We start from the raw sequence: 23,126 nt of genomic DNA on the forward strand, positions 1-23,126 counted from the left end.
ATACGCGTTTCTCACCGCCACAATGCCGCGCGCTTGTTTTGCACGGCCGCGATGATCCCTCGCAGGATGTCGATCGGCGGGGGCGGGCAACCGGGGATCGTGACGTCCACCGGCAGGAGATTCGATAGCGGTCCGCAGACGGCGTAATTGCCGTGGAAGATGCCGCCAGTGCAGGCACAATCCCCCGCGGCGACCACCAGTTTGGGATGGGGCGTGGCTTCGTAGGCTCGCAACACGGCATCTCGCATGTTCAGCGTGAGCGGGCCGGTGACCAGCAGCATGTCGGCATGGCGGGGGCTGGCGACGAATTTGATGCCGAGTCCCTCGATGTTGTAGTACGGGTTGCTGAGCGCGTTGATTTCGAGCTCGCAGCCGTTGCAGGAGCCGGCATCGATTTCACGGATGCACAACGCGCGGCCGAGCACGTCGAGGATGTCCTGGTGAATGCGCTCGCCGTCGGCACGCCAGGCGTCTTCGCCGGCCGGTGCCGGTTCGGCGGGGGCACGGGTGCGGGCGATCTGTTTGAGGAGTTGCCACATTACAGGTCGTGTCCAGCGTAGTTGAGGTTGAACGATTTGTTGATCAGCGGGAAATCGGCAACGATGTTCCCGATGATCGCGTGCTCCAGCGCCGGCCAGCTTTGCCATGACGGATCGTGGCAATGGCAACTGGCGATGCGCCCGGCGGCGTCGGTCTGGAGCGCGACGAGCACGCCGCCGCGCCACCCTTCGATCCAGCCGATCCCGCAAGAGGCGGCTCCGTGGTGAGCGGCCGGCAGATGGATTTCGCCGGCCGGCAGGGCGTCGGTCAGTGCGCGGATCAATCGCAGGGATTCGTAAATTTCGTTAAAGCGCACCGCGACCCGGCCAGCCACATCGCCCCGCGTATCGCCGACGGCGCGCGCCGGCACCTGGCGATAGGGGGCATGGGGGTAATCGACACGCACATCCATGGCACGGCCGCTGGCGCGCCCGACGAGTCCGTACACGCTGAAATGTTCGGCCACGTCCGCCGCGAGCCGGCCCGTGCCGGAGAGGCGGTCCTGCAATCCCGACTGTTCGTCGTAAATGCGCTGCATTGCGCGAACCTGCTGTTCGATCTGGCCGCATTGCTCGACGATGGCCGAGACGACCGGCGGCGTGACGTCTTGCGCGAGGCCGCCCGGCACGATCCGGTCCATCAGGTAACGATGGCCGAATGCCTGGGCGTTCAAGCGCAACCAATCTTCCTTCAGGCGGGAGAAGTGCGCCAGGCCATAGGCAAAGCCGGCATCGTTGCCGAGCGCGCCGAGGTCGCCGAGGTGGTTGGCCACGCGCTCGCGCTCGAGCAGGATGGCGCGCAGATGGTGCGCGCGTGGCGGCGCGCCGGTTCCCAGCGCCTGTTCGGCGGCCATGCAGAAAGCCCAGGAGAATGCCACCGTGGAATCTCCTGCGACGCGCCCGGCAAGGCGGTGTCCGCCGAGCAGCGGCATGTCCAGGAACTGGCGTTCGATACCACGGTGCGCATAGCCCAGGCGCTGTTCCAGGCGCAGGACTTTTTCGCCGACGACGGAGAAGCGGAAGTGTCCGGGCTCGATGGTCCCGGCGTGGATCGGACCGACCGCGATTTCGTGGACACCGTCGCCAAGCACCGGCACGAATGGATAGTCGTCGGGTCGCGGCAAGCCTGGCGTTGCCGTGACCGGGGCGCGCCGCAACGGATAATCGCCGGCGGGCAAGTGACCATGATCGAGCCAAGGGCGGGTATCGGCGGCCCCCGACGCATGCAATCCGAGCAGATCGTGGAGCGCGCGTTGCATGCGCGTCGCGCAGGGAAAGAGGGCCGACAGATCGGGATAGCCGTCCTGCTCGCCAATGGGCAGTTGCAGCCATAGCAAACCGTCTTCCAGTGCGTAGGCCGCCGAGACCGCGAAGGTGTCCTCGCTTTCCTGGCCGCCCCACAGCGAGATCAGCCATGCGCCGTCCTGGCGTGCCATCCTGGCGAACTCGATCCAGGCACGGGCGTCGACGCGGGCCACGATCGTTGCAGGACTGTCGCCGACGCTGGGCAAGCGATTCCGGTTGGGTAATGAAAGTTGTTCAAGGCGCATGCGTTACCCCGAAATCATGGCGGCGGCTTGCCGGTACCATGTCGCCAGATGCGGCGGAATATATAGCCCGAGCATGAGGGCGAGGCCCAGATGGATGAATACGGGCAGCAAGGCCGGCGAGTGTTCAAGGACCTTGGCCGTCGGCTCGCCGAACACCATGCGGCGCACGCGCGAGAAGGCCGTGGTGAATGCCACGGCCAGCGTGATCAGCAGGATGGGCGCCGCCCACGGCAGTTTGCTCATGGTGGTGGTGACGATCAGGAACTCGCTGGCGAAGACGCCAAAAGGCGGCATCCCCAGGATCGCCAGCGAGCCCAGCATCATGCCCCATCCCACCGTGGGGCTCACGCGCAGCACGCCGCGAATGTCGTCGATGACCTGGGTGCCGGTTTTTTGCGTGGCGTGGCCGACGGAAAAAAAGATCGAGGATTTGACCAGGGAGTGCACCGTCATGTGCAGCAGCCCGGCAAAGGTCGCGACCGGGCCACCCAGGCCAAAGGCGAAGGTCATCATCCCCATGTGTTCGATCGACGAATACGAAAACAGCCGCTTGACATCCTTCTGGCGGAAGAGCGAGAACGTCGCCACCACGACCGAGAGCAGTCCGAAGCCGACCAGCAAATGGCCCGGCAAGCCGTTGTGGAGGGCGCCGTCGGCCAGGACCTTGCAGCGCAGCACCGCGTAGAGCGCGACGTTCAGCAGCAAGCCGGAGAGCACGGCGGAAATGGGCGTGGGACCCTCGGCGTGAGCATCGGGCAGCCAGTTGTGCATCGGCACCAGGCCGACCTTGGTGCCGTAGCCGACCAGCAGGAAGACGAACGCCAGCGACATGATGGTGGGGTCGAGATGCCCTTTGACGGCGTTCAGGCTGGTCCAGAGCAAAGCGTCGCCCGCGCCGCCGAGCTGGCGGTTGGCCGCGAGGTAGAGGAGCACCGTGCCGAACAGCGCCTGGGCAATGCCAACGCCGCAAAGAATGAAGTACTTCCACGCGGCTTCGAGGCTCGCCGCGGTGCGATAGACGCTGACCAGCAGCACGGTGGTGAGCGTGGCGGCTTCCATCGCGACCCACAGAATCCCCATGTTGTTGGTCAGCAGCGCGAGCAGCATGGCAAAGATGAAGAGCTGGTACATGCTGTGATAGAGCCGCATGCGTGCGCCGGTCATCTTGCCTCGATCGCATTCGATTCGCATGTATGGCCGCGAAAACACCGCGGTGGTCCAGCCGACGAAGGCGGTCAAGGCGACCAGGAATACGTTGAAGGGGTCGACGAAGAAGAGCTGATCGAGCAGGACCGCTGGCCCGCGCGAGACGATTTTCCCGGCCAGCAGCATGGTGGCCGCGAAGGTCAGGAAGCTGAATCCGATGTTGAGCGCGGGGGCGGCGCGATGCTGCCCCACCCACGCCAGGCAACCACCGCCCAGCAGCGGAATCGCCAGAATCAGGAGCAGCGTATGGGCGTCAGTCATCTTTGAGCTTTTCGAGGTGATGAATGTCCAGGCTGTCGAACTGCTCGCGAATCTGGAACATGAATACGCCAAGGATCACCAGGCCGACCAGCACGTCCAGCCCGATGCCCAGTTCGACGATCATCGGCATGCCGTTGGTGGCGGCGGTCGCGGCGAAGAACAGTGCGTTCTCCATCGACAAAAAGCCGATCACCTGGGGAATGGCCTTGGCGCGCGTGATCATCATCATGAAGGACAGCAGCACGCAAGCCAGTGCGATGCCCAGCGTGCCGCGCGCGACCGAGGTGGCAAGCTGGCTGACCGGGGAGGCGACATTGAAGGCGACGATGACGAGCACGATGCCGACCAGGAGTGTCGCGGGGATATTCAAGAGCGGTTCGACGTCGGCCTTTACGTTGAGCCGTTGCACCAGTTTGTAGAGAATCCAGGGCAGCAGCGCCACTTTGAGCACGAGCGTGAGCGCGGCCGACACGTAGAGGTGGGTATCGGCGGTGGCGAGCGCCAGGACAAGGTTGGCCAGGACGAGCATGACGCCTTGCAGCGTGTAGAGATGGATCAGTGCCAGAAGGCGGCGCTGGCTGAGCATCGCGAACGACAGCAACAACAGAATGGCTGCCAGGAAATTGATGATCTGCGTGGCAAAGCCGTGCATCTATGCCCCCAGCAGGAAATGGACCAGCATGCCGATGACGGCCAGCAGGAACGCCATCGACAGGAATTCGGGGACGCGGAAAAGACGCATCTTGGCGTTGGTGGATTCGACCAGTGCCAGTGCGGCGCCGCCGACGGCAAGCTTGAGAACCAACAGTGGCAGCGCCAGCAGCAGCGCCATCAGGTTGCCCGCCTCGGCGATGCCCCACGGCACGAACAGGGCAAGGCCAATGCAGGAATAAGCGAATAATTTAAGGCTGGCGGCCCATTCCATGAGCGCCAGGTGCCGGCCCGAATACTCGAGGATGAGCGCCTCGTGGATCATCGTCAGTTCGAGGTGCGTGTTCGGGTTGTCGACCGGCAGCCGCGCGTTCTCCGCCAGCGACACCATCGTAAAGGCGATGCCGGCGAAGGCCAGGCTGGGATAGATCGCCAGGTCGCGGTGGCTGAGCGTGCCGGCGATGCTGGTCAGCAGGGTCGATTGCGTGAGCAGCGAGGCCGAGAACAGCACCATCAGCAAGGCCGGCTCGGCCAGGAACCCGACCAGCATTTCCCGCCGTGCGCCGAGCGTGCCGAAGGCCGTGCCGATGTCCATCGCGGCCAGGGAAATCGTGACGCGCGCCAGCGCGAACAAGCCCACCAGCGCAATCGCGTCGGCCGCCGGCGACAGCGGCAGGTCAGTCGACAGGGTCGGCACGATCGCGCACGCCAGCGTCATGCAGGCCCACACGACGTAAGGTGCGCCGCGAAACACCGGCGTCGCGTGCTCGGCCACGACCGACTCCTTGTTGAACAGCTTGTGAAGCATCCGATAGGGTTGCCAGAGGCTCGGCGGCCGACGGTTTTGCAGCCAGGCGCGGCATATGTTGACCCATCCGGTGAGCAGTGGCGCGGCCGCCAGCGCGAGCAGGATTTCGAGTCCTTGCGAGAAAATCCCGGAGAGTGTGGGCATCATCTGACCACCATCAGCAAGGCGATGAGCACAAGAAAGCTGTGCAGCAGATAGATGGAAATGCGGCCGGTCTGGAGGACGCCGACCAGCGCCGCGATGCCCTTGACGGCAAACACCACCGGCTCGTAAATCCAGCGCCAGGTGCGATCCACGGCGGTGACGCTATACGCGGGTTCGGTGTCGAACGGGGAGGGCAGATGCCGTTCGATCTTGAAAAACGGCGTGAAAATCTCGCGAATCGGCTGGCCGAATCCTTCGGCGGTGTCCTGCATCCGGGCATTGCTGGACGGATATCCGCAACCCCATGGCGCCGCGCGCCGCGTGCGGCCACGATAGAGGCGGCGCACGAGCAGCCAGGCGAGCGCGCAGCAGGCACAGAAGAACAGGAGAAAGACCACCGGCATATAGCTGGCGCGGCTGACGCTGGTGGGCGCCAACAGCAGCCAGCCGTGGCTTGCTACTGTCGCTCCGATGCCGGCGCCCACCAGAATCTGGGTCACACGATCGAGCACGCTTACGAACTGCACGGGCAGCAAGCCCAGCAGTATGCAGAGGGCTGCCAGCCACATGAACCCGGCGCGTTCCCACCGGTTTGCGTCTCGTGCGTCGCGCAATTTGGTTTCGCGCGGTTGCCCCAGAAAGATGATGCCGAAGAACTTGACCATGGTGTAGCCGGCAAGCGCGGCGACCAGCGCGATGAGCGCAGCCACCAGTGGCACGGCCATATTCAGGAACGGGTTGGGCAACCCCGGGGTGAAGAGAAAGCTCTGCAACAGCAGCCATTCGGAGACGAACCCGCCAAGCGGCGGCAAGCCCGCGCTGGCCAGCACGCCGACCAGTACCAGCCATGCCGTCCAGGGCATGAAGCGAATCAGTCCGCCGAGGCGCCCAAGATTGCGCTCCCCGGTTGCGTGCAGCACGGAGCCGGTACCCAGGAACAGCAGGGTCTTGAACGTAGCGTGGCTGGCGATCTGATAGAGCAGCGCGGTCAACGACAGGGCTGCCAGCATATTCATGCCGTAGGCGCGAAACAGGATCGCCAGTCCCATGCTGACGAACATCAGGCCGATATTGTCAATCGACGAATAGGCGAGCAGCCGTTTCATGTCCGTCTGGATCGTGCTGAATACCACGCCGAACAGTGCGGTGAAGAGCCCGAGCGCGAGCACGAGCGCTCCCCACCACCACACCTGGATGTGCAGCAGGTCGAACACGATACGCAGCACACCATACAGGCCGGTCTTCAGCACGAATCCGCTGAGTAGCGCGGACACAGGCGAGGGCGCCGCGGGGTGGGCCTCAGGCAGCCATACGTGCAGCGGGAAAATGCCTGATTTCGTGCCGAAACCGAATAAAGCCAGCAAGAATGCCGTCGACGACCAAAATACGCTCAGATGCTGAAGGCGCATGTTGGCAAAGGTGTAGTCACCGGTATTGGACTGCAGCAAGCCGAAGCACAGCAGCAGCGCCAGCGCGCCGACGTGGGAGATCACAAAATAGAGACTGGCTGCGCGCCGAATCTCGGCAATGCGATGGTTGGTCATGACCAGAAAGACGGCGGACACCGTCATGGTTTCCCAAGCCACCATGAAGCAATAGGCGTCGTCGGCCAGCAACAGCAGGACCATACTCGCCAGGCACACGTGGTATTCGAAACATAGCAGGCCGGGCGGGGTGCCCTCGCCCTTGCGGAAGTATCCGGCGGAGAAAGCGCTGATGCCGGTGCTGGCCACCCCGAGAACGAAGAGAAAGTATGCCGATAAGCCGTCGAGCCGCAGATGGAAGGGCAACTCCGGCAACCCGAGCGGGAGAATGAGTTCCTGGGGCCCGGAAAAGACGCTGACGAGGCTCAAACCGCACAGCAGCAGACCCAGGGCCGCTCCGACCGGAAACAATCCGTGCGCCACCGCGCGGGTGCGGCGCAGGTTCAGCAGCCCGAGTGCGCCGACCGCCAGCCAGCCGACCGCCACCAGCAGTACGTCATGGATGACCTGTAAATGCTCCATCGGTGTCGTGTTCCGTGTCGCCGGAAAGTCGGCCTTTTCCCATTCCCGCAGAGGGTTTCATTAGGTTACCACTAAATGATAACAACGTTATCATATTCGGGATTTGGCGAATCGATGCCGCATCGGGCGTGCAGCCTATCGCTGAGCGGTGTGTCAATGAAGACGCAGCGTTTGCCGTGTATTACAATTCGATTAACATATCGGAACCCGCCGCTCATCATGGAAACCAAAAGTGCCCGACTGACGATTTTGATCGATCCGGTCAAGAAGGAAGCGTTCGAGAAGCTCTGCGCGGCGCTCGACCTTACGCCCTCGCAGGTGGTGCGCCAGCTGATTCGCGAGTACCTGGAGCAGCATGGCGTGAGCTACAAAACCAAGAGTCCGATTGCCACGCGTGCACGGCGCAAAGCCGTATAAGGCAACGAGGGTACCGGCGCGCGCGGGCGGTAACTGCGGTTTGCGCTGCTCGCGTCCCTGCCATTGCGTAATTGGGCTCCCATTCGCGCGGTAACCAGCATTACCCCGTATAATCGCGCATGACCTTTTCCCTCTCCAGGACGCCAAGCCCACGAGTGGCAGCGTGCGTGCAATTCATCGGTGCGACGAGCGTGCGCGCCGCGACCTGCCCGGCCAACTTCTCCCGTTATGCGTGCATGTTCGAGCGCCGACAGCTGGCGCTCGCATGAAAATACCCGCGCGACTCGTCCCCCTGCTCAGCGAAGGGCTCATCGACCAGGTCATCAGCCAGTTGATGAGCGGCAAGGAAGCCACCGTCTACGTGGTGCGCAGCGGCGACTCGCTGCGCTGCGCGAAGGTCTACAAAGACGCCAAGCATCGCAGTTTCCGGCAAGCCGCGTCGTATCGCGACGGCCGCAAGGTCAGGAACAGCCGGCAGGCGCGGGCGATGGAAAAAGGCACGCGCTACGGCCGCCAGATGCAGGAGGAAGTGTGGCAGAACGCCGAAGTCGACGCGCTGTTCAGGCTGGCCGCAGCGGGCGTACGTGTGCCTGAGCCGTATATCTGCACCGACGGCGTGCTGCTCATGGAACTGGTGGTCGACGAATCGGGCCATGTCGCGCCACGCCTGAACGACGTGGCGCTCGGCGAGGCGCGCGCGCTCCAGTTGCACATGCAATTGCTCAAGCAGGTCGTGCGCATGCTTTGCGCCGGCGTGATTCATGGCGACCTGTCCGAATACAACATCCTGCTTGCCGCCGATGGGCCGGTGATCATCGACCTGCCTCAGGCCGTCGATGCGGCGGGTAATAACGAAGCCGCGGCGATGCTCAAGCGCGACGTCGACAATCTGGCTGCCTACTTCGGGCGCTTCGCGCCGCACCTGCTCGATACGGATTACGGCACCGAGATATGGAAGCTTTTCGAAGCGGGCCGGCTCGATATCGACGTCGAATTGACCGGCCGCATCGAACTCGACACCCGCCCTGTCGACCTCGATGGCGTGCTGCAGGAAATCGAGGACATCCGCCTCGAAGAGGAGGCGCGAGTGCGGCGGCTGCAGGAGTTGAACGCGGGCTGAACAATCCTCTGGGCATTCGCGACGGCGACCGGCATGCCGGCTGCCATCGCCGCCGTCGCCATGATCTTGCGGATCGACACGCGAGGCCGCGAACGTCGCGAACGCCGCGAACATTCGGTGCCGTATTGCGCTGAAAATCCCTCGTCATACCAATTGCCCGTTCTTTCCTGGGCACAACGCCGATTAATACGTTTTTCGACTTTATCGTGTCGGAAAAATATATTGGACGTCTTGTCGCCGCTCTCGCACTATGCGTACACTTGCGCCGCACGGCGTGCTCGCGACGGCCAGTTTGCGTCCGGCAGGGGGCACGGTGCGCCGATCGGCCAGCGCGCAACACCAATTTCAATGACAACCACACCCACACTCGAGGATACAAATGCCTGAATACCGATCGAGAACTTCGACGCACGGCCGCAACATGGCCGGCGCCCGCGCCCTGTGGCGCGCCACTGGCATGAAAGACGGCGATTTCGGCAAGCCGATCATTGCCGTGGTGAATTCCTTCACCCAATTCGTGCCGGGGCACGTGCATTTGCGCGATCTGGGCGCGCTGGTGGCCAAGCAGATCGAGGCCGCCGGCGGCGTGGCCAAGGAATTCAACACGATTGCGGTCGACGACGGTATCGCGATGGGCCATGGCGGCATGCTGTACTCGCTGCCCTCGCGCGAGCTGATCGCCGACTCGGTGGAGTACATGGTCAATGCGCATTGCGCCGACGCAATGGTGTGCATCTCCAATTGCGACAAGATCACCCCGGGCATGCTGATGGCCGCCATGCGCCTGAACATTCCGGTGGTGTTCGTCTCGGGCGGACCGATGGAGGCGGGCAAGGTCAAATCGCCGGCCGACGGCCAGGTGATCGCCAAGATCGACCTGATCGATGCGATGATCAAGGCGGCCGACCCCAAGGTCAGCGACGCCGAGATCGCCGAAGTCGAGCGCAGCGCGTGCCCGACCTGCGGTTCGTGCTCCGGCATGTTCACCGCGAACTCGATGAACTGCCTGACCGAGGCGATCGGCCTGGCGTTGCCCGGCAACGGCACCATCGTCGCCACGCACGCCTGGCGACGCGGCCTGTTCGAGCAGGCCGGCCGCCTGGTCGTCGACCTGTGCCGTCGCTACTACCAGGAAGAAGACGCGTCGGTACTGCCGCGCAGCATCGCCACCAAGGCGGCGTTCGAGAACGCCATGTCGCTCGACGTGGCCATGGGGGGCTCGACCAACACCGTGCTGCACTTGCTGGCCGCCGCGCAGGAAGCCGGCGTCGACTTCACCATGTCGGACATCGACCGCATTTCGCGCAGAGTGCCGTGCCTGTGCAAGGTGGCGCCCTCGACCGACAAATATCACATCGAGGACGTGCATCGCGCCGGCGGCATTATGGGCATTCTCGGCGAGCTGGCGCGCGCCGAACTGCTCGACCTGTCGTGCGGCAGCGTGCACAGCGGCACGCTGGGCGAGGCGATTGCGAAATGGGACGTCGCCGGCGAGGCGGGCGAGGAGGCGCAAAAATTCTATCGCGCGGCGCCCGGCGGAATTCCAACCACCGTTGCGTTCAGCCAGGAAGCCGTCTTCGACGCGCTCGATACCGATCGCAATACCGGCTGCATCCGCAGCAAGCAGAGCGCTTATTCGAAGGACGGCGGCCTCGCGGTGCTGTACGGCAACCTGGCGGAAAAGGGCTGCATCGTCAAGACCGCGGGTGTCGATGAATCGCAGTGGGTGTTCTCCGGACGCGCGCGCGTTTTCGAGAGCCAGGACGATGCCGTCGAAGCCATTCTGGGTGACAAGGTCGTCGCGGGCGACGTGGTGGTGATTCGCTACGAAGGCCCCAAGGGCGGCCCCGGCATGCAGGAAATGCTTTACCCCACGTCGTATCTGAAATCGAAGGGCCTGGGCAAGACCTGCGCGCTGTTTACCGACGGCCGTTTCTCGGGCGGCTCGTCCGGCCTGGTGATCGGCCATGCGTCGCCCGAAGCGGCCGAGGGCGGCACGATCGGCCTGGTGGAAGAGGGCGACGTGATCGAGATCGACATCCCGCAACGCAAGATGCACCTGGCGGTATCCGACCAGGTGCTGGCGAGCCGGCGCGCGGCCATGGAGGCGCGCGGCGCCCAGGCCTGGCAGCCGGCCGCTCGCGAGCGCGTGGTATCGCAGGCGTTGCAGGCCTATGCCGCGCTGGCGACCTCCGCCGATCGCGGCGCCGTGCGGGATATCTCGCAACTCAAGCGCAAGTAAGGCGCGGCGGCTTTGGCGCTCAAAGCAGATCCGGCGCGACCGGGGCGTCGCGAGACGCCTCGCGAGCGCCGGACTGCTTCGATGTCTGTCGAGTCGTTGCTTTGGGCTTGCCCGGCGCGCGTGCGACGTGCGCCGCGCTCTCGGTGCGAAAGCGATCGCGATATTCGGTGGGATTGATTTGCAGCCTGCGGGCGAAGACCCGGCGCAGCGCGTCGGTGCTGTCGAATCCGCAGCGTTTGGCGATCTCCCGCAGCGACAGGTCGGTGCTCTCCAGATGGCGTCGCGCGGCATCGATGCGCGCGTTGCTCAGAAAGGTGATTGGCGTCACTCCACATTCCTTGATGAAGGTTCGTGAGAGATTGCGCGCACTCATATGGACGCGTTCGGCCAACGATGCCACCGTGTGATCGATATTCAGGTTGTCGAGAATGTACTGCTGTAGCGCGATGGTCTGCGATCCCGGGGCCGCCTGCGATTCGAGCAGGGGACTGAATTGCGATTGACCGCCCGCGCGGCGCAGGTAGACGATCAGGTATTTGGCGACGTCCAGCGCCATCGCTTTGCCGAAATCTTCCTCGATCAGCGCCAGCGAAAGGTCGATGCCGGCGGTCACGCCGGCCGTTGTGTAGATGCTGCCGTCGTTGACGTAGATGTGATCGGGCTCGATGCGCGTCTTTGGAAAGGTCGCCGAGAGTCTCGGTACGTCCATCCAGTGCGTCGTCACCACGCGGTTGTCCAGCAGGCCGGCCGCGCCCAGCGCGAACAGGCCGTTGCAGATTGCGCAGACGCGTCGCGCCCGCCGGTAATGCTCGTACAGCCACTTGCTCAGTGCAGGATCGTCGAACGCGTCGAAGATGCCCAGGCCGCCCGGCACGATGATGGTGTCGAACTCGGGGCAGACGTCGAAGATCGTGCGATCCGGCACCACGGTCAAGCCGCTGGAGGATTGCACCGCGCCGCGTGTCGTGCCCACGGTGAGCATTTCGTATTCGCACTCGCCGCGGCTCAGGATCCGGACTTCGGCGAATGCATCGCGCGGGCCCGCGATGTCGAGCAGCTGGAAGCCTGGAAACACCACCATACCGATCTTGATGCGCTTCATCGAGGTCACTCGCGGAGTGGAAACGGTTGAAGGCCGGGGCGTGCGTTGCGCGCCGCCCCGCGCCGATCAGACTGCAGTGGCGTCCCGCTCGTAGCCATTGAACTTATAGAGCAACGCGGAGACGATCCAACCGCCGACAAAGATGCCGACGATCGCGTAGCCAAGCAGGCCGAAGTTGCTGTTGATGGCATCGACGAAACGCCAGAACGGCCCTGACAGACTGAGCGTCTGACTGACAATGCCAAGCGCTTCCATGCCGCCGATCAGCAGCGCGACGACCGTTGAAATCAACGTGATCGTCACGTTGTAGTATAGCTTGCGCAGCGGCTTGACAAAGGCCCAGCCGTACGCTCCGAGCATCAGGATCCCGTCGGTCGTGTCGATGCTCAGCATGCCTGCGGCGAACAGGCAGGGAAGCAGTAGGATCGTCCATATCGAAAAGCCGGCCGACGCCTGCGATGCCGAGGTGCCGAGCAACCCCACCTCGGTGGCGGTCTCGAAGCCGAGCCCGAACAGAATCCCGAGTGGGAACATGAGCCAACTCGAGCGTACGAGACTGAATAGCGGCCGGAAAACGCGAGCGAGCAGATTGCCGTCGAATTGCAGCAGGCGTGTGTCGCCGATCGACTGGGTTGGTTTGCCGCGCATCCGGCGCAAGGCCTTGAGCAGATCGGCCAGCAGTACGATGTTGACAGCGCCGATCGCAAGCAGGAACGAGGCTGAGGCCACGGTACCGATGATTGTGCCCGCGTCTTTGAATGCGGCGAAATGATCGGCCACGGCCTGCGCAGCCAGCGCGACGAAGACCGCGCCCAGGACCACCATCAGCGCATGCCCGAGCGCAAAGAAAAAGCCGACGCAAATGGGGCGTTTGCCGTCGTTCATCAGCTTGCGCGTGACGTTATCGATCGCAGCGATATGATCCGCGTCCATCGCGTGGCGCAGGCCGAAACTGTAAGCGAGGAATACCGTGCCGAGCAGTTCCGGCGAGGTCCGCAGCACGGCGTAGGCCCACCCCCATGCGAACAGATTGATGAGTCCGAGGGCCACGTACATCGTGACGATCCTGGCGCGCATCGAAGCGGCGGGGTGTGCGGTTCCAGCAGGGGTAGTCATGACCAATTCCTTTATTGCCGATGCGATTTTCCGTCGCGCGCCGGCCTGCGGTGGCGCATGCGCTTCACCGTTCGGCCAGCACGCGTTCAAGTTCGGCCCTGCTGAGCGTGCCACTCGACTCCGTCACGCTCAGCAGGGCTTCGAGGAAGCGCTCGTAATAATCCCAGCGCGGCTGGTTCGCGCAGTCCAGCGCCTCCCACCTGGCAATCGACGCGATCAGGCATTGCCGAAAGGCTTCCCACTCGAAACAGCCTGCCTTCGAGAGCGACAATGCCAGCCCGAACACGTCGCGCTCCCAGCGGTTGGAAAAGAACAGCTTGCCGTCCAGGCGCGGCGGCGAGTCCGGCTCGCCGAGCATCGCCGCCGCGGCGTATTCCTCGAATCGGGTGAACATGGCGCCCTCCTAGGCCTGCGGCGGTGCCACGAGCGCGACGCCCATCATCGATTCCGGTGTGACCAGCGAGGCGAGTTCGGCCTCGCTCATGCCATCGGTGTTGGCCGGGCGTTCGGGGATCACGAACCAGCGAATCTGCGCGCTGCTGTCCCACACTTTCACCTCCTTGGTTTCCGGCACGTCGACCCCGAACTCGCGCAACACGGCGCGAGGTTCGCGCACGCCGCGTGCGCGAAATACCGGGTCCTTGTACCAATATGGCGGCAGTCCGAGCACAGGCCACGGGTAACACGAGCACAGCGTGCAGATGATCAGGTTGTGAACGTGCGCGTCGTTGGCGACTGCTGCCATGTGCTCCCCCTCGGCGCCGGCCATGCCGGCCGGCAAATCCAGTTCGGCGATCGCGCTCGGGGTGTTCGCAATCAGCCGCTGCTGGTAGGCCGGGTCGACCCACGCGCGGGCGACGATCCTGGCGCCGTTGAACGGCCCTGCGACGGTCTCGAAATGGCGCAGCACGGTGTCGACCGAATCGCTGCCGATCACGCCTTTCTCGATCAGCAGCGCTTCGAGTGCGCGCACTTTCGCCGCGCTGGTGGCCTCGCGGTCTTGCGGAAAACCAAAGATGTCGCTCATGTCGTTAAGCTCCTGGTCAGTGAGCGGCCTGCACGTAGGCTTCGTACAGGTCCGCGTAGATGGTCGTGTTGGGTTCGCTCTTGTCGGAGCCCCAGACGTCGGCCGCCTTGAAGGCTATCCGGTAGACCGGCATCGGCCGGCCGATGCCGTCGACACCTGTCGAGACGAAATATGAAAAATGGCCTGGATAGATGGCATCGACGGTGCCGGTCTTGCAGCGCAGGTATCCAGGAAGGCGCGTGTGATCCACGGCCGCCGGGTCGGCCACGCGGACCATGTCACCGGCGGCGAAGCGCGGTGCGCGCTCGGGCGGGTGATAACCGGAGTCGCCCTGCTGCAAATACGCGCCGATCTGCGCGGCGATGGGTGCGCTCGGGCGATCCGGTAGCGCGGCGTCGGGGTGCGCGCGATAAAACGCGCTCTTCTCCTCGAGCTCCTGCGCGGTGAGATAGCCGGCGTCGATGAAGAATTGCGAGATGCCGCCCAGCCACTTCTCGTAATAGCGATACTTGAAGTATTCGAACGGTTGCATGTCTTCCGCGCCGGTGCGCAACGAGGCCCAGGACCAGTTGCTTTTGAATGCGGTCGGCAGGTCCTTCACCGCATAGGCAGGTAACGCGTCGGCGAGATGCGCGCTCTCGGCCATCATCGCGGTGTGAATGCCGAAGATGCGTTGCTCCCAAGGCTCGACAAAGACGCGCGTCTCGAGACTGACGGGGCCGAGGTTTTCGATGCCTCCAAGATGATGCTGTAGTTTCACGATGTCGCTCCTGAAGAATGACGAGGGTCCTGCGCGGTGAAGCGCATTGGTGACTGCTGCTGGATAGGAGGGGCTGCGCGGTGCCGCCGGTCGCGGGCCGTTACCCCGAACTGCTTGTCATGGCGGGCCGCGCCGTCGACGGTGGCCGGCGGGCCGTCGCCATGGCTGCGGGAGCTTCGGGGGAGCCTGTCGTTTCGGCGACGCAGCCGAGCAGGCCCGTACGCAGGGCCTGCTCGTCGAGCGCTCGGCCAATCACGACGAAGCGGCTCGCGTGCGCTTCATCCGCCCCCCACGCTTTGCCGAAGCTGCCTTCCATCAGCATGTGCACGCTGTGAAAATGCAGCCGCCGCGCTTCGCCGCTCACGCGCAACACTCCCTTCATGCGCAGCAGCGCGGTGCCATGCGACTGCACGAGTTGAGTCGCCCAGCGGTTGAAGCGAACGCCGTCGATTTCGCCGGGGATATGAAAAGCGCAGGATGCGATGCTCGTGTCGTGTACATGCTCATGATCGGTTTGCGTGAGCAGGGCGGGCTCTACGGCGAGCAGGTTGTCGATCGAGAAGGTGCGTGGCCCGAGCAGTGTGTCGATCGCGATCGCCGAGCGCGTTGTGAAGTCGAGCGTGGCCGTTGGATTCAGCGCGCGCACGCTCGACTCGAGCATGGCGAGCTCGGATGGTGAGACGAGTTCCGTCTTGTTGATCACAACGCGGTCGGCGAATACGATCTGCTCACGGGCAATGTCGTCGCTCAGTTGACTGTGCGCATGGCGTGCGTCGACGACCGCAATCACCGATTCCAGTTCGACGCGTTCGCGCACATCGGGGTCGGCAAGGAACGTCTGCAGGACCGGCGCGGGGTCCGCGAGTCCGGAGGTTTCGACGATCAGCCGCTCGAGCCTGTCGCCGTGGCGCGCCAGCAGTTGCAGCACGCTGGCGACGAGGTCGCTGCGGACCGTACAGCACACGCAGCCGTTGTTGATTTCGATGACCGCCTGCTCGTCGGCAACGATCAACTGCCCATCGATGCCGACTTCGCCGAACTCGTTGACCACCACGCCGATAGGTGCCGGGCGCGTGTGCTCGAGTATGTGGTTGACGAGCGTCGTCTTGCCGGCGCCGAGAAAGCCGGTCACGACAGTGGTCGGGATTTTCCGGATACGCATTTTATGACTCCGTGGGAACCTGTCCGCCCTGATATATCAAGAGAATAGCGGCATTTATGCGGCAGAATCGCCGTTGTCCATTCGCATATCGACGTTGGCGCAATCTGCATGCGCGGGTGGCTGAAGATGTCCAAATAGCCGGATACGGCCAAATTGAGACCCGTGTGCGATGTTTGCCGGCGCCCGTCGCTCATGAGGTTAGTTAAGGCGTGCTTCGCGCTTGAGCGTCAGGGCGTTGCCGATGACCTCCGACACGAATCCGAAGGCCGCGCCGGTGATGAGCGCGGCCGCCGCGACCAGTGCCGGGTTGGACAGTCCTGCCGTGGTAATCGCCTTGCCGGTGGCCACGGTGGTGCCGACAGTCGAGGCAAAACCCCAGACGATCGCCGGGAGCACGTCGAGCAGTTTGATCTTCGATGCCTGCACCATCGCTGCGCTGCCGATGCCGACACATATGGCGATTGCGATGGCGGTGTTGCTGGTCGTCGCGATCGCAAGCAGCGTGAGCGAACTGATCGCGAGTCCGGTGAGATTCGATGCGACGCTCTTGACGAATCCCGCCGTGCCGCCGCCGAGCACGAAGAAAGATGCCCACGCGATAAACGTGACCCAGACCGGGACGGGGAAGACCGTGCCGGTCAACCAGGTGTCGACGACTGCCAACACGCCAATGCTGAGCGTATATGCCTCTGACTGTTTCATGACTCTCTCCTATTGAGCATCGATGCGTTGAGGGATGTGGGAACGCGATTGCATGTAGCCATTCAAGCGACTTCCGTGCCGAAGCTCCGACACTGTCCGTGGCGTTCGAACGATTGGCCGGAATCTAATGCGGTGATGTCCGCAATGGAATGAACGACGTATGACGGACGAGCGCGGCTTCGTGTGCATGCCGATTCCCGACGTCTGGCGGCTGGAAAAAATTCGCTGCACCCGTTCCAGCGTGGTGCGTGTATCCCCCGATTCGTGCGCTGCGCATCGATCTGGAGCCCCCGGCGTGAGATGCGATGGTGCATGCGCCCGGGCTTTCGACACGGAAAGCGACGGTTGGCGCGAACGCAATTGACCTGCCGGACTTCACCGCGCGAACGGCGGCGACGACCTTGCCGGAGCATCCCCGAAAGGGGGCGTCCCGGACAACTCCTACCGAGCCCGAGACGGCTCGCGTAGAATCTGGGCTTCTCATCGGTCGCGGTGAGATTTTGTTTTCTCTTAAACCAAAGGTATTCGAATGGCCATTGCCAAGAAAGCTGCAGTGAAGAAACCCGCCGCCAAAAAAGCCGCGCCGCGCAAGACGGCGGTCGCCAAGCCGGCCCCCGCCAAGACCGTGGCGGCGCCCAAGCCGATCAAAACGAGTTTCACCAAGGCCGCTCTGGTGACGCATCTGGCGCAACAGGCGGCTGTCGAACCCAAGGCCGCCAAGGCGTTGCTGGCTGCGCTCGAAGCCACCATGCTGGCCTCCATCAACAAAAAGGGCCTTGGCGAATTCACGCTGCCCGGCCTGTTGAAGGTCACCGCGCAAAAGGTGGCGGCCAAGAAAAAGCGTTTCGGCAAGGATCCGTTCACCGGTGAAGATCGCTGGTTCGATGCCAAGCCGGCAACGGTGCGCATCAAGGCGCGCGCCCTGAAGAAACTCAAGGACGCCGCGCTGTAAGCGTTTTTGTCGTAGCATGGCCCCGCGAGCCGCATTCGGCGCGCGGGGCCGGTGTTTTAGCCGATCGGGCGTGCGCGGATACGCGTCCCCGCCGTCCTGCCGGCGTCATCAATGCGAATAGACATGCCATATCTGGGAATCGGTCTTCACGTCATCATCGCGATTTACTTTGCCGTGCATGCGGTGCGCAGCCGCCAGAACATGGCATGGCTGTTCATCCTGTTTTTCTTCCCGGGGCTGGGCAGCCTGGTCTATTTCTTCGCGATCTATCTGCCGAGCCTGCGGCAGTCACGCGGCGCCCGTGTGGCGACGCGGGCCATCAGCCAGTTCGTCGACCCCAATCGCGCGGTGCGCGAGGCGCGCACTGACTTCGATCGTGCGCCGACGGTCGAGCACCGCATGCGTCTGGCCGCCGCGCTGCTGGCCGCCGGCAACGCCGATGAGGCGCTCGAGCATTATCAGGCCGCGGCCAAAGGCCCTTTCGCCACCGATCCCACGTTGCTGTTGGGCCTGGCCCAGGCGCAGTTTGCCGCGAACGACGTCGCGGCGGCCCGCGCAACCCTGTCCGACCTGTTTGCGGCCAACCCGCAAGCGCGCCGCCAACCCGAACCGGCGTTACTCTACGCCCGCACGTTGGCTGCGCTCGATGCGGCCGAGGCGCGCGATGCCTTCGAGCAGGCGCTCGCCTGTGCCAGCGATGCCGCACCCCGCTGCCTGTTTGCCGACTGGCTGGCCCGTCAGCCCGACGAGGCGGATCGTCGGCGCGCGCAAGCGCTGTACGCCGAAATCGTTCACGATGCCAAACACTGGCCGCGCCATGCCAGGGAGCACAACCTGCAGTGGCTGCAGCGCGCCCAGGCCGCGCTGGCCTCGACCCGTTCGCCCCAATGAATCCGGCTGAAAACATCGATCGATTGATCGACGAGCTCGCCGACTGGCGAGGCGATACACTCGCCGCGGTGCGCCGGTGCATTCGGCAGGCCGACCCGGCAATCGTCGAGCAGTGGAAGTGGATGGGCAGCCCCACATGGTATTGCGAGGGCATCATCGCGGTCGGCAATGCCCACAAAGAAAAGGTCAAGCTGACTTTTTCCCATGGCGCGAGCCTGCCGGACCCGGATCACCTTTTCAACGCGGGTCTGGGTGGAAAAGTATGGCGCGCGATCGATTTTTTCGAAGGCGACAAGGTGAACACTCGGGCGCTCAAGGCGCTCGTTGCAGCCGCGGTCGATTTCAATCGAAGCAAGGCCAGGATGAAAACGCGGGCTTCGTCGAGAGCGCGAGCCAAGGCCGTCGGCGACACGCAAGAGTAAAGGGCGCGCCGCCGCGGGTCGGTATAATCAGTGACCCCATTCGAGACCGGCCATCGATGTCGAGCATTGCCAAACTGTTGTCCATACTCGAGTTGTTTTCAGAGGCACGCCCATTTTTGTCGGCCGAGCAAGTGGCGGCCGAATTGGACTGCTCGATTCCGAGCGCCTATCGCTACCTGCGCGAACTGGTCGAGTCGGGGATTCTGGTGAGGTTTGCCGGCGGCGAGTACGGCCTGGGCCCGCGCATCATCAGGCTCGACTACCATTTGCGCGTGTCCGATCCGCTGCTCAGGGCGGGGCAACCCATCATGAAGGAGCTGGCCGAGCACTCGGGCTTCGACGTGGTGATGTCGCGCTGGTACGGCAATGAGCTGGTCGATACCTACCGCGAGACGCACGACACGACACTCGATTTGCGCTACGGCCGCGGGCGGCCGCGCCCGCTGTTTCTGGGTGCCGCGCCCAAGGCGATTCTCTCGACCTTTCCCAAAGCCAAGCTCGCGGCGCTGTTCGAGCAGCATGCCGAGGAAATAGCCGCCAGCGGCCTGGGCGCCTCGCTCGAGGCATTCCGTGCGAACCTGCTGAAAATCCGCCGTGCGGGCTTCTATCTGTCCAACGGCGAACTGGAAGAGGGCGTCTCGGCCATTGCCTCGCCGCTGTTCACCGACGACTCCGGAGAGGCAGTGGGGTCAATGGCGCTGGTGGTCCCCAGCCGTCGTCTCGAGATCCTCAACCTCGACCGCCTGGTGGAGGCACTCAAGGACGCGGCGGCGCGCACTTCCGCACGGGCACGGGCGCTGATCGAAGCGTAGCATCCCGCCCGCGTCACTCGATCCCCATGCGCCTGGCCATTTCCGCTTCCCACTGCGCGCGCGGGCGAAACCCCGGAAGGCCGCTTGCGTGCCGCTCGACTTCGACCATCAACGCGTCGTCGGGCAATGCGAAATCGACGGGCACTCTCATCGGCTGGTCGACGTACCAGGGGGTGTCGATAAAAATCTCCAGGCGATTGCCTTCCGGGTCCCGCGCGTAGACCGAGACCGCGTTGCCGTGCGTGACCGGGCGAATCTCTCCCATGCCTTCGTCGACGAAGCGTCGATGAAAGCGCCGCAATGTCGCCAGACTGTCCGCCTCGAGCGAAATCTGATTGATCGGATTGAAAGGTAGCGTGGCAGGCCGCCCGCTTGCCAGCACGATCTGATGATGCACGAGCGGGTCCCGGCTCAAAAACACCAGCTGCACTTCGCCTTGAGCGGTCGCGAGCCTGCCGCGATCGGTCACGGTGAACTCCAGCACGCGCGCATAAAAGTCTTCCTGCCGGGCCATGTCATTGACATAGAAGCCCATGTGACTGAGCGAAAGGCCGGGACGTTTGCTCGACGGTGTCATGTCGTCTCCTTGGATAATGATAAACCCTGAATTGAAAATCGTTGTAAATCGAATTTTTATTAGTGTATTATCAAAATACGATAAACGCACGACAAAAATTGCGAATATTCGACGTGATTAATCAGCCTTTTGTCAATGGAGCATCATGAGACTCATCAGCTTTTCCACGCCTGCCGGCCAGTCCTTCGGCGTCGTCCGGGATCAGGCCGTCTTCGATCTTTCGAAGCGGCTCGACGGCCGTTTTGCCGACCTGAAATCGTTGATCGCGGCCGATGCGCTTGCGCAGGCCCGGCAAGCGTGTGGCACGGGCGACGGGGATTTCGCGCTGGATACGGTGACGCTCGAGCCGGTGATTCCCAACCCGCAACAGATTTTCTGCGTGGGCCTGAACTACGCCGAGCACGTCAAGGAAACGAACCGCGAGACCACCGAGAACCCGGTGATCTTCATGCGTGTGCCGGCTTCGCAGGTGGGTGCCGGCAGCCCGATGCTGCGCCCGCCCGAGTCGGTCCAGTTCGACTACGAAGGCGAGATCGCCGTGATCATCGGGCGGGGCGGGCGGCGCATCGCCGAGGCCGATGCCTGGGGCCACGTCGCCGGCTACAGCTGCTACAACGACGGCTCGGTGCGGGACTGGCAACGCCACACCGGCCAATGGGGGCCCGGCAAGAACTTTTATCGCACCGGCGCTTTCGGTCCGTGGATGGTCACCAGCGACGAGATCGAACCCAACGCCGTGATGACGCTCGTCACGCGCCTGAACGGGCTGGAGGTTCAGCGCGCGACGACCGAGATGCTGATTCACGGCATCGCCCGGCAGATCGCCTATCTCTCGACCTTTACGCCGCTGTTCCCCGGCGACGTGATTGTTACCGGCACGCCAGGCGGGGTCGGGGCCAAACGCAATCCGCCGCTTTTCATGAAGGCGGGGGATGTCGTCGAGGTCGAAATCGATCGCGTGGGCATTCTTTCCAATCCGATTGCCGACGAAGTCTGAATCGAATCATTCGGGGTGCGATATGCAGTGTCTGGCCCCGTTTCAATGAGGTATATCAAGATGGCACATCCCACAGATTTCACCGGCTCATGCGAGTACGACGTGGCGGTGGTAGGCTTGGGCCCGACCGGCGCCACGCTGGCCAACCTGCTGGCCCTGAAAGGCATGAAGGTGCTCGTGCTGGAAAAGGATGCGGACATTTTCGCCTTGCCGCGCGCCGTGCATTTCGATGCCGAGTGCATGCGTGTTTTCCAGACGCTGGGCTTGTCCGAAGCATTGTTGCCCAATCTGTTCGTCGGCCCCGGCATGAAGTTCATCGACGCCGACGGGCGGCTGCTGATCGATTGGCAGCGCCCGACCCAGATCGGGCCGCTTGGCTGGTGCGCCAGCTACAAATTCCATCAACCGGACCTCGAGCGGATGCTGCGTGCGCGACTCGCGCAGCAGCCGAACGTCACGATTGGCCTGCGCCATGAGGCTTTTTCGATCGAGCCGATGGCCGCCGGCGTTGCGATTCGCTTCGAGGATACCCGCTGCGCAAAGCTTGGCCGCGCGACGGCGCGTTATGTGGTCGGATGCGACGGCGCGCGTTCGATCGTCAGGCGTTTCATGGGTACCGAGCTCGACGATCTGCGCTCGCACGAGCGCTGGGTCGTCGTCGACGTGCTGCTCGATGCGCCGCGCCCTGACCTGGGCGATTTTTCGATTCAGTATTGCGATCCGCGTCGTCCCGCCACCTACACACGGGGCCCGGGCAATCGGCGACGCTGGGAGCTGATGGTGATGCCGACCGACGACACGGCCCGACTCCAGTCGCCCGAGTGGCTATGGGCCAACCTGTCGCGCTGGATCACGCCCGAGGACGCGACGATCGAGCGCTCGGCGGTCTACACCTTCCACTCGGTGGTTGCCAAGGGCTGGCGCGCTGGCCGGCTGCTGCTCGCCGGCGACGCGGCGCATCAGACACCGCCCTTCATGGGACAGGGTATGGCCGCGGGCATTCGCGACGCCAGCAACCTGGCCTGGAAGCTCGGTGCGGTAGTGCGCGGCGAGGCCGCGTCAGATCTGCTCGACACCTACGAGTCGGAGCGCTCGCCCCACGTGCGCGAATTCATCGAGACGGCCGTCGCGCTCGGCGGCGTGATTCAGTCCCGCGCCGTTGGCAAGGATGCGTCGGATGACGATTCGATCCGGGCGATGCGCAATTTCGTCACGCCCGAACCCAGGCTGGGCGACGGCGCGCATCTTGGCCACGCGCAGCCGCAGGGCGGCCGTGTCGCCCGCCAACCGCGTCTGTCCGACGGCCGTCTGCTCGACGACGCAGTCGGCTACCGGCACGCCATCGTGCTCACGCCGCAGGCGCTGGCCGAGCGCCCCGACCTGAAGGCGTGGTCGGCCCAGCTCGACGTGGCAGTGATCGCGGACAGCGCACCGGCGGTGCGCGAGTGGCTCGCCCAGCTGGGTGCCGCGGCCGTACTCGTGAGGCCCGACCGATACGTCTACGGCATCGCCCGTGACGCCGGCACTGAACTCACCGACCTTTTGTGCCAGGCGTTTCCGCCTCAGGAGGCGGTAAGCGCGTGACCCGCAAGCCTGTATCAACCGCAATTCAATAAGGCTTCTATCCAAGAAGCCAAACAACCCTATCCGGATGGAGGAAAC

General features: G+C 63.8%; 23 protein-coding genes. 9 read left to right on the forward strand and 14 right to left on the reverse strand.

What is annotated here, in order from left to right; genetic code table 11:
* Positions 1-11: 11 nt before the first annotated feature.
* Genes PATSB16_RS06340 through hyfB form a run of 6 tightly spaced genes read right to left on the reverse strand, consistent with a single transcriptional unit; the run spans position 12 to position 7,165 of the window.
* Positions 12-539: an NADH-quinone oxidoreductase subunit B family protein gene (locus PATSB16_RS06340; RefSeq protein ID WP_047213229.1), complete on the reverse strand. Its 528-nt coding sequence runs from the start codon at positions 537-539 to the stop codon at positions 12-14.
* On the reverse strand, positions 539-2,089 hold the full coding sequence (locus PATSB16_RS06345; RefSeq protein WP_047213230.1) for a hydrogenase large subunit: 1,551 nt from the start codon (positions 2,087-2,089) through the stop codon (positions 539-541). Before PATSB16_RS06345 ends, PATSB16_RS06340 begins: the two co-directional genes overlap by 1 nt.
* A gap of 3 nt (positions 2,090-2,092) precedes the next feature.
* Positions 2,093-3,556, reverse strand: coding sequence for a hydrogenase 4 subunit F (locus tag PATSB16_RS06350; RefSeq protein WP_047213231.1), 1,464 nt, complete (start codon positions 3,554-3,556; stop codon positions 2,093-2,095).
* Positions 3,549-4,208: a formate hydrogenlyase gene (locus PATSB16_RS06355; protein ID WP_047213232.1), complete on the reverse strand. Its 660-nt coding sequence runs from the start codon at positions 4,206-4,208 to the stop codon at positions 3,549-3,551. The genes PATSB16_RS06350 and PATSB16_RS06355 overlap by 8 nt, the downstream gene beginning before the upstream one ends.
* On the reverse strand, positions 4,209-5,159 hold the full coding sequence (locus PATSB16_RS06360; RefSeq protein ID WP_047216325.1) for a respiratory chain complex I subunit 1 family protein: 951 nt from the start codon (positions 5,157-5,159) through the stop codon (positions 4,209-4,211).
* A complete protein-coding gene (hyfB, locus tag PATSB16_RS06365) occupies positions 5,159-7,165 on the reverse strand; it encodes a hydrogenase 4 subunit B (RefSeq protein ID WP_047213233.1) in 2,007 nt (668 codons plus the stop codon). Before hyfB ends, PATSB16_RS06360 begins: the two co-directional genes overlap by 1 nt.
* A 219-nt stretch (positions 7,166-7,384) precedes the next feature.
* Here hyfB and PATSB16_RS06370 point away from each other — a divergent pair, with 219 nt between their 5' ends.
* The 3 genes from PATSB16_RS06370 (at position 7,385) to ilvD (ending at position 10,944) form a co-directional block, all read left to right on the forward strand.
* Entirely contained in the window at positions 7,385-7,582 is a 198-nt protein-coding gene (locus PATSB16_RS06370) for a ribbon-helix-helix protein, CopG family (protein ID WP_047213235.1), read from the forward strand.
* 265 nt (positions 7,583-7,847) lie between these two features.
* Entirely contained in the window at positions 7,848-8,702 is an 855-nt protein-coding gene (locus PATSB16_RS06375; protein ID WP_047213237.1) for a PA4780 family RIO1-like protein kinase, read from the forward strand.
* 379 nt (positions 8,703-9,081) lie between these two features.
* Positions 9,082-10,944 (forward strand): dihydroxy-acid dehydratase, encoded by a 1,863-nt coding sequence (gene ilvD, locus PATSB16_RS06380; protein ID WP_047213238.1) that lies wholly within the window; start codon positions 9,082-9,084, stop codon positions 10,942-10,944.
* Between the two features lie 19 nt (positions 10,945-10,963).
* Here the strand turns inward: ilvD and PATSB16_RS06385 are convergent, their stop codons facing one another.
* From PATSB16_RS06385 to PATSB16_RS06415, 7 genes are all read right to left on the reverse strand, one after another.
* A complete protein-coding gene (locus PATSB16_RS06385; protein ID WP_047213239.1) occupies positions 10,964-12,046 on the reverse strand; it encodes a GlxA family transcriptional regulator in 1,083 nt (360 codons plus the stop codon).
* Between the two features lie 66 nt (positions 12,047-12,112).
* Complete coding sequence (locus PATSB16_RS06390; RefSeq protein ID WP_047213240.1) at positions 12,113-13,162, reverse strand: HoxN/HupN/NixA family nickel/cobalt transporter; 1,050 nt, start codon at positions 13,160-13,162, stop codon at positions 12,113-12,115.
* 64 nt (positions 13,163-13,226) lie between these two features.
* The gene (locus PATSB16_RS06395) at positions 13,227-13,556 is read right to left on the reverse strand and encodes a nitrile hydratase accessory protein (RefSeq protein WP_047213241.1); all 330 of its coding nucleotides are present in this window, start codon (positions 13,554-13,556) and stop codon (positions 13,227-13,229) included.
* A 9-nt stretch (positions 13,557-13,565) separates the two neighbouring features.
* Positions 13,566-14,189 carry a nitrile hydratase subunit alpha gene (gene nthA, locus PATSB16_RS06400; protein ID WP_047213243.1) on the reverse strand — a complete coding sequence of 208 codons (624 nt, stop codon included), beginning with the start codon at positions 14,187-14,189 and terminating at the stop codon, positions 13,566-13,568.
* A 16-nt stretch (positions 14,190-14,205) separates the two neighbouring features.
* Positions 14,206-14,949, reverse strand: coding sequence for a nitrile hydratase subunit beta (gene nthB / locus PATSB16_RS06405; RefSeq protein WP_047213245.1), 744 nt, complete (start codon positions 14,947-14,949; stop codon positions 14,206-14,208).
* 100 nt (positions 14,950-15,049) lie between these two features.
* Complete coding sequence (locus PATSB16_RS06410; protein WP_083566705.1) at positions 15,050-16,111, reverse strand: CobW family GTP-binding protein; 1,062 nt, start codon at positions 16,109-16,111, stop codon at positions 15,050-15,052.
* 198 nt (positions 16,112-16,309) lie between these two features.
* Positions 16,310-16,813 (reverse strand): DUF1097 domain-containing protein, encoded by a 504-nt coding sequence (locus tag PATSB16_RS06415; protein WP_047213247.1) that lies wholly within the window; start codon positions 16,811-16,813, stop codon positions 16,310-16,312.
* 529 nt (positions 16,814-17,342) lie between these two features.
* Here PATSB16_RS06415 and PATSB16_RS06425 point away from each other — a divergent pair.
* The 4 genes from PATSB16_RS06425 to PATSB16_RS06440 all read left to right on the forward strand — a co-directional run bounded on the left by PATSB16_RS06425 (position 17,343) and on the right by PATSB16_RS06440 (position 19,890).
* Entirely contained in the window at positions 17,343-17,765 is a 423-nt protein-coding gene (locus tag PATSB16_RS06425; RefSeq protein ID WP_047213248.1) for an HU family DNA-binding protein, read from the forward strand.
* Between the two features lie 123 nt (positions 17,766-17,888).
* Positions 17,889-18,656, forward strand: coding sequence for a tetratricopeptide repeat protein (locus tag PATSB16_RS06430; protein WP_047213249.1), 768 nt, complete (start codon positions 17,889-17,891; stop codon positions 18,654-18,656).
* Positions 18,653-19,078 carry a DUF1801 domain-containing protein gene (locus PATSB16_RS06435; protein ID WP_047213251.1) on the forward strand — a complete coding sequence of 142 codons (426 nt, stop codon included), beginning with the start codon at positions 18,653-18,655 and terminating at the stop codon, positions 19,076-19,078. Before PATSB16_RS06430 ends, PATSB16_RS06435 begins: the two co-directional genes overlap by 4 nt.
* Before the next feature lie 56 nt (positions 19,079-19,134).
* On the forward strand, positions 19,135-19,890 hold the full coding sequence (locus PATSB16_RS06440) for an IclR family transcriptional regulator (RefSeq protein ID WP_047213252.1): 756 nt from the start codon (positions 19,135-19,137) through the stop codon (positions 19,888-19,890).
* A gap of 13 nt (positions 19,891-19,903) precedes the next feature.
* Here PATSB16_RS06440 and PATSB16_RS06445 read toward each other — a convergent pair whose 3' ends face one another.
* Complete coding sequence (locus PATSB16_RS06445; RefSeq protein WP_047213253.1) at positions 19,904-20,467, reverse strand: VOC family protein; 564 nt, start codon at positions 20,465-20,467, stop codon at positions 19,904-19,906.
* A gap of 145 nt (positions 20,468-20,612) precedes the next feature.
* Between PATSB16_RS06445 and PATSB16_RS06450 the strand changes: the two genes are divergently transcribed.
* Both PATSB16_RS06450 and mhpA read left to right on the forward strand, forming a co-directional pair.
* Complete coding sequence (locus tag PATSB16_RS06450; protein ID WP_047213254.1) at positions 20,613-21,464, forward strand: fumarylacetoacetate hydrolase family protein; 852 nt, start codon at positions 20,613-20,615, stop codon at positions 21,462-21,464.
* Between the two features lie 60 nt (positions 21,465-21,524).
* The gene (mhpA, locus tag PATSB16_RS06455) at positions 21,525-23,048 is read left to right on the forward strand and encodes a bifunctional 3-(3-hydroxy-phenyl)propionate/3-hydroxycinnamic acid hydroxylase MhpA (RefSeq protein ID WP_047213255.1); all 1,524 of its coding nucleotides are present in this window, start codon (positions 21,525-21,527) and stop codon (positions 23,046-23,048) included.
* The last annotated feature ends 78 nt before the right edge of the window (positions 23,049-23,126 follow it).

The organism is Pandoraea thiooxydans, from assembly GCF_001931675.1.
GTDB lineage: Bacteria > Pseudomonadota > Gammaproteobacteria > Burkholderiales > Burkholderiaceae > Pandoraea > Pandoraea thiooxydans.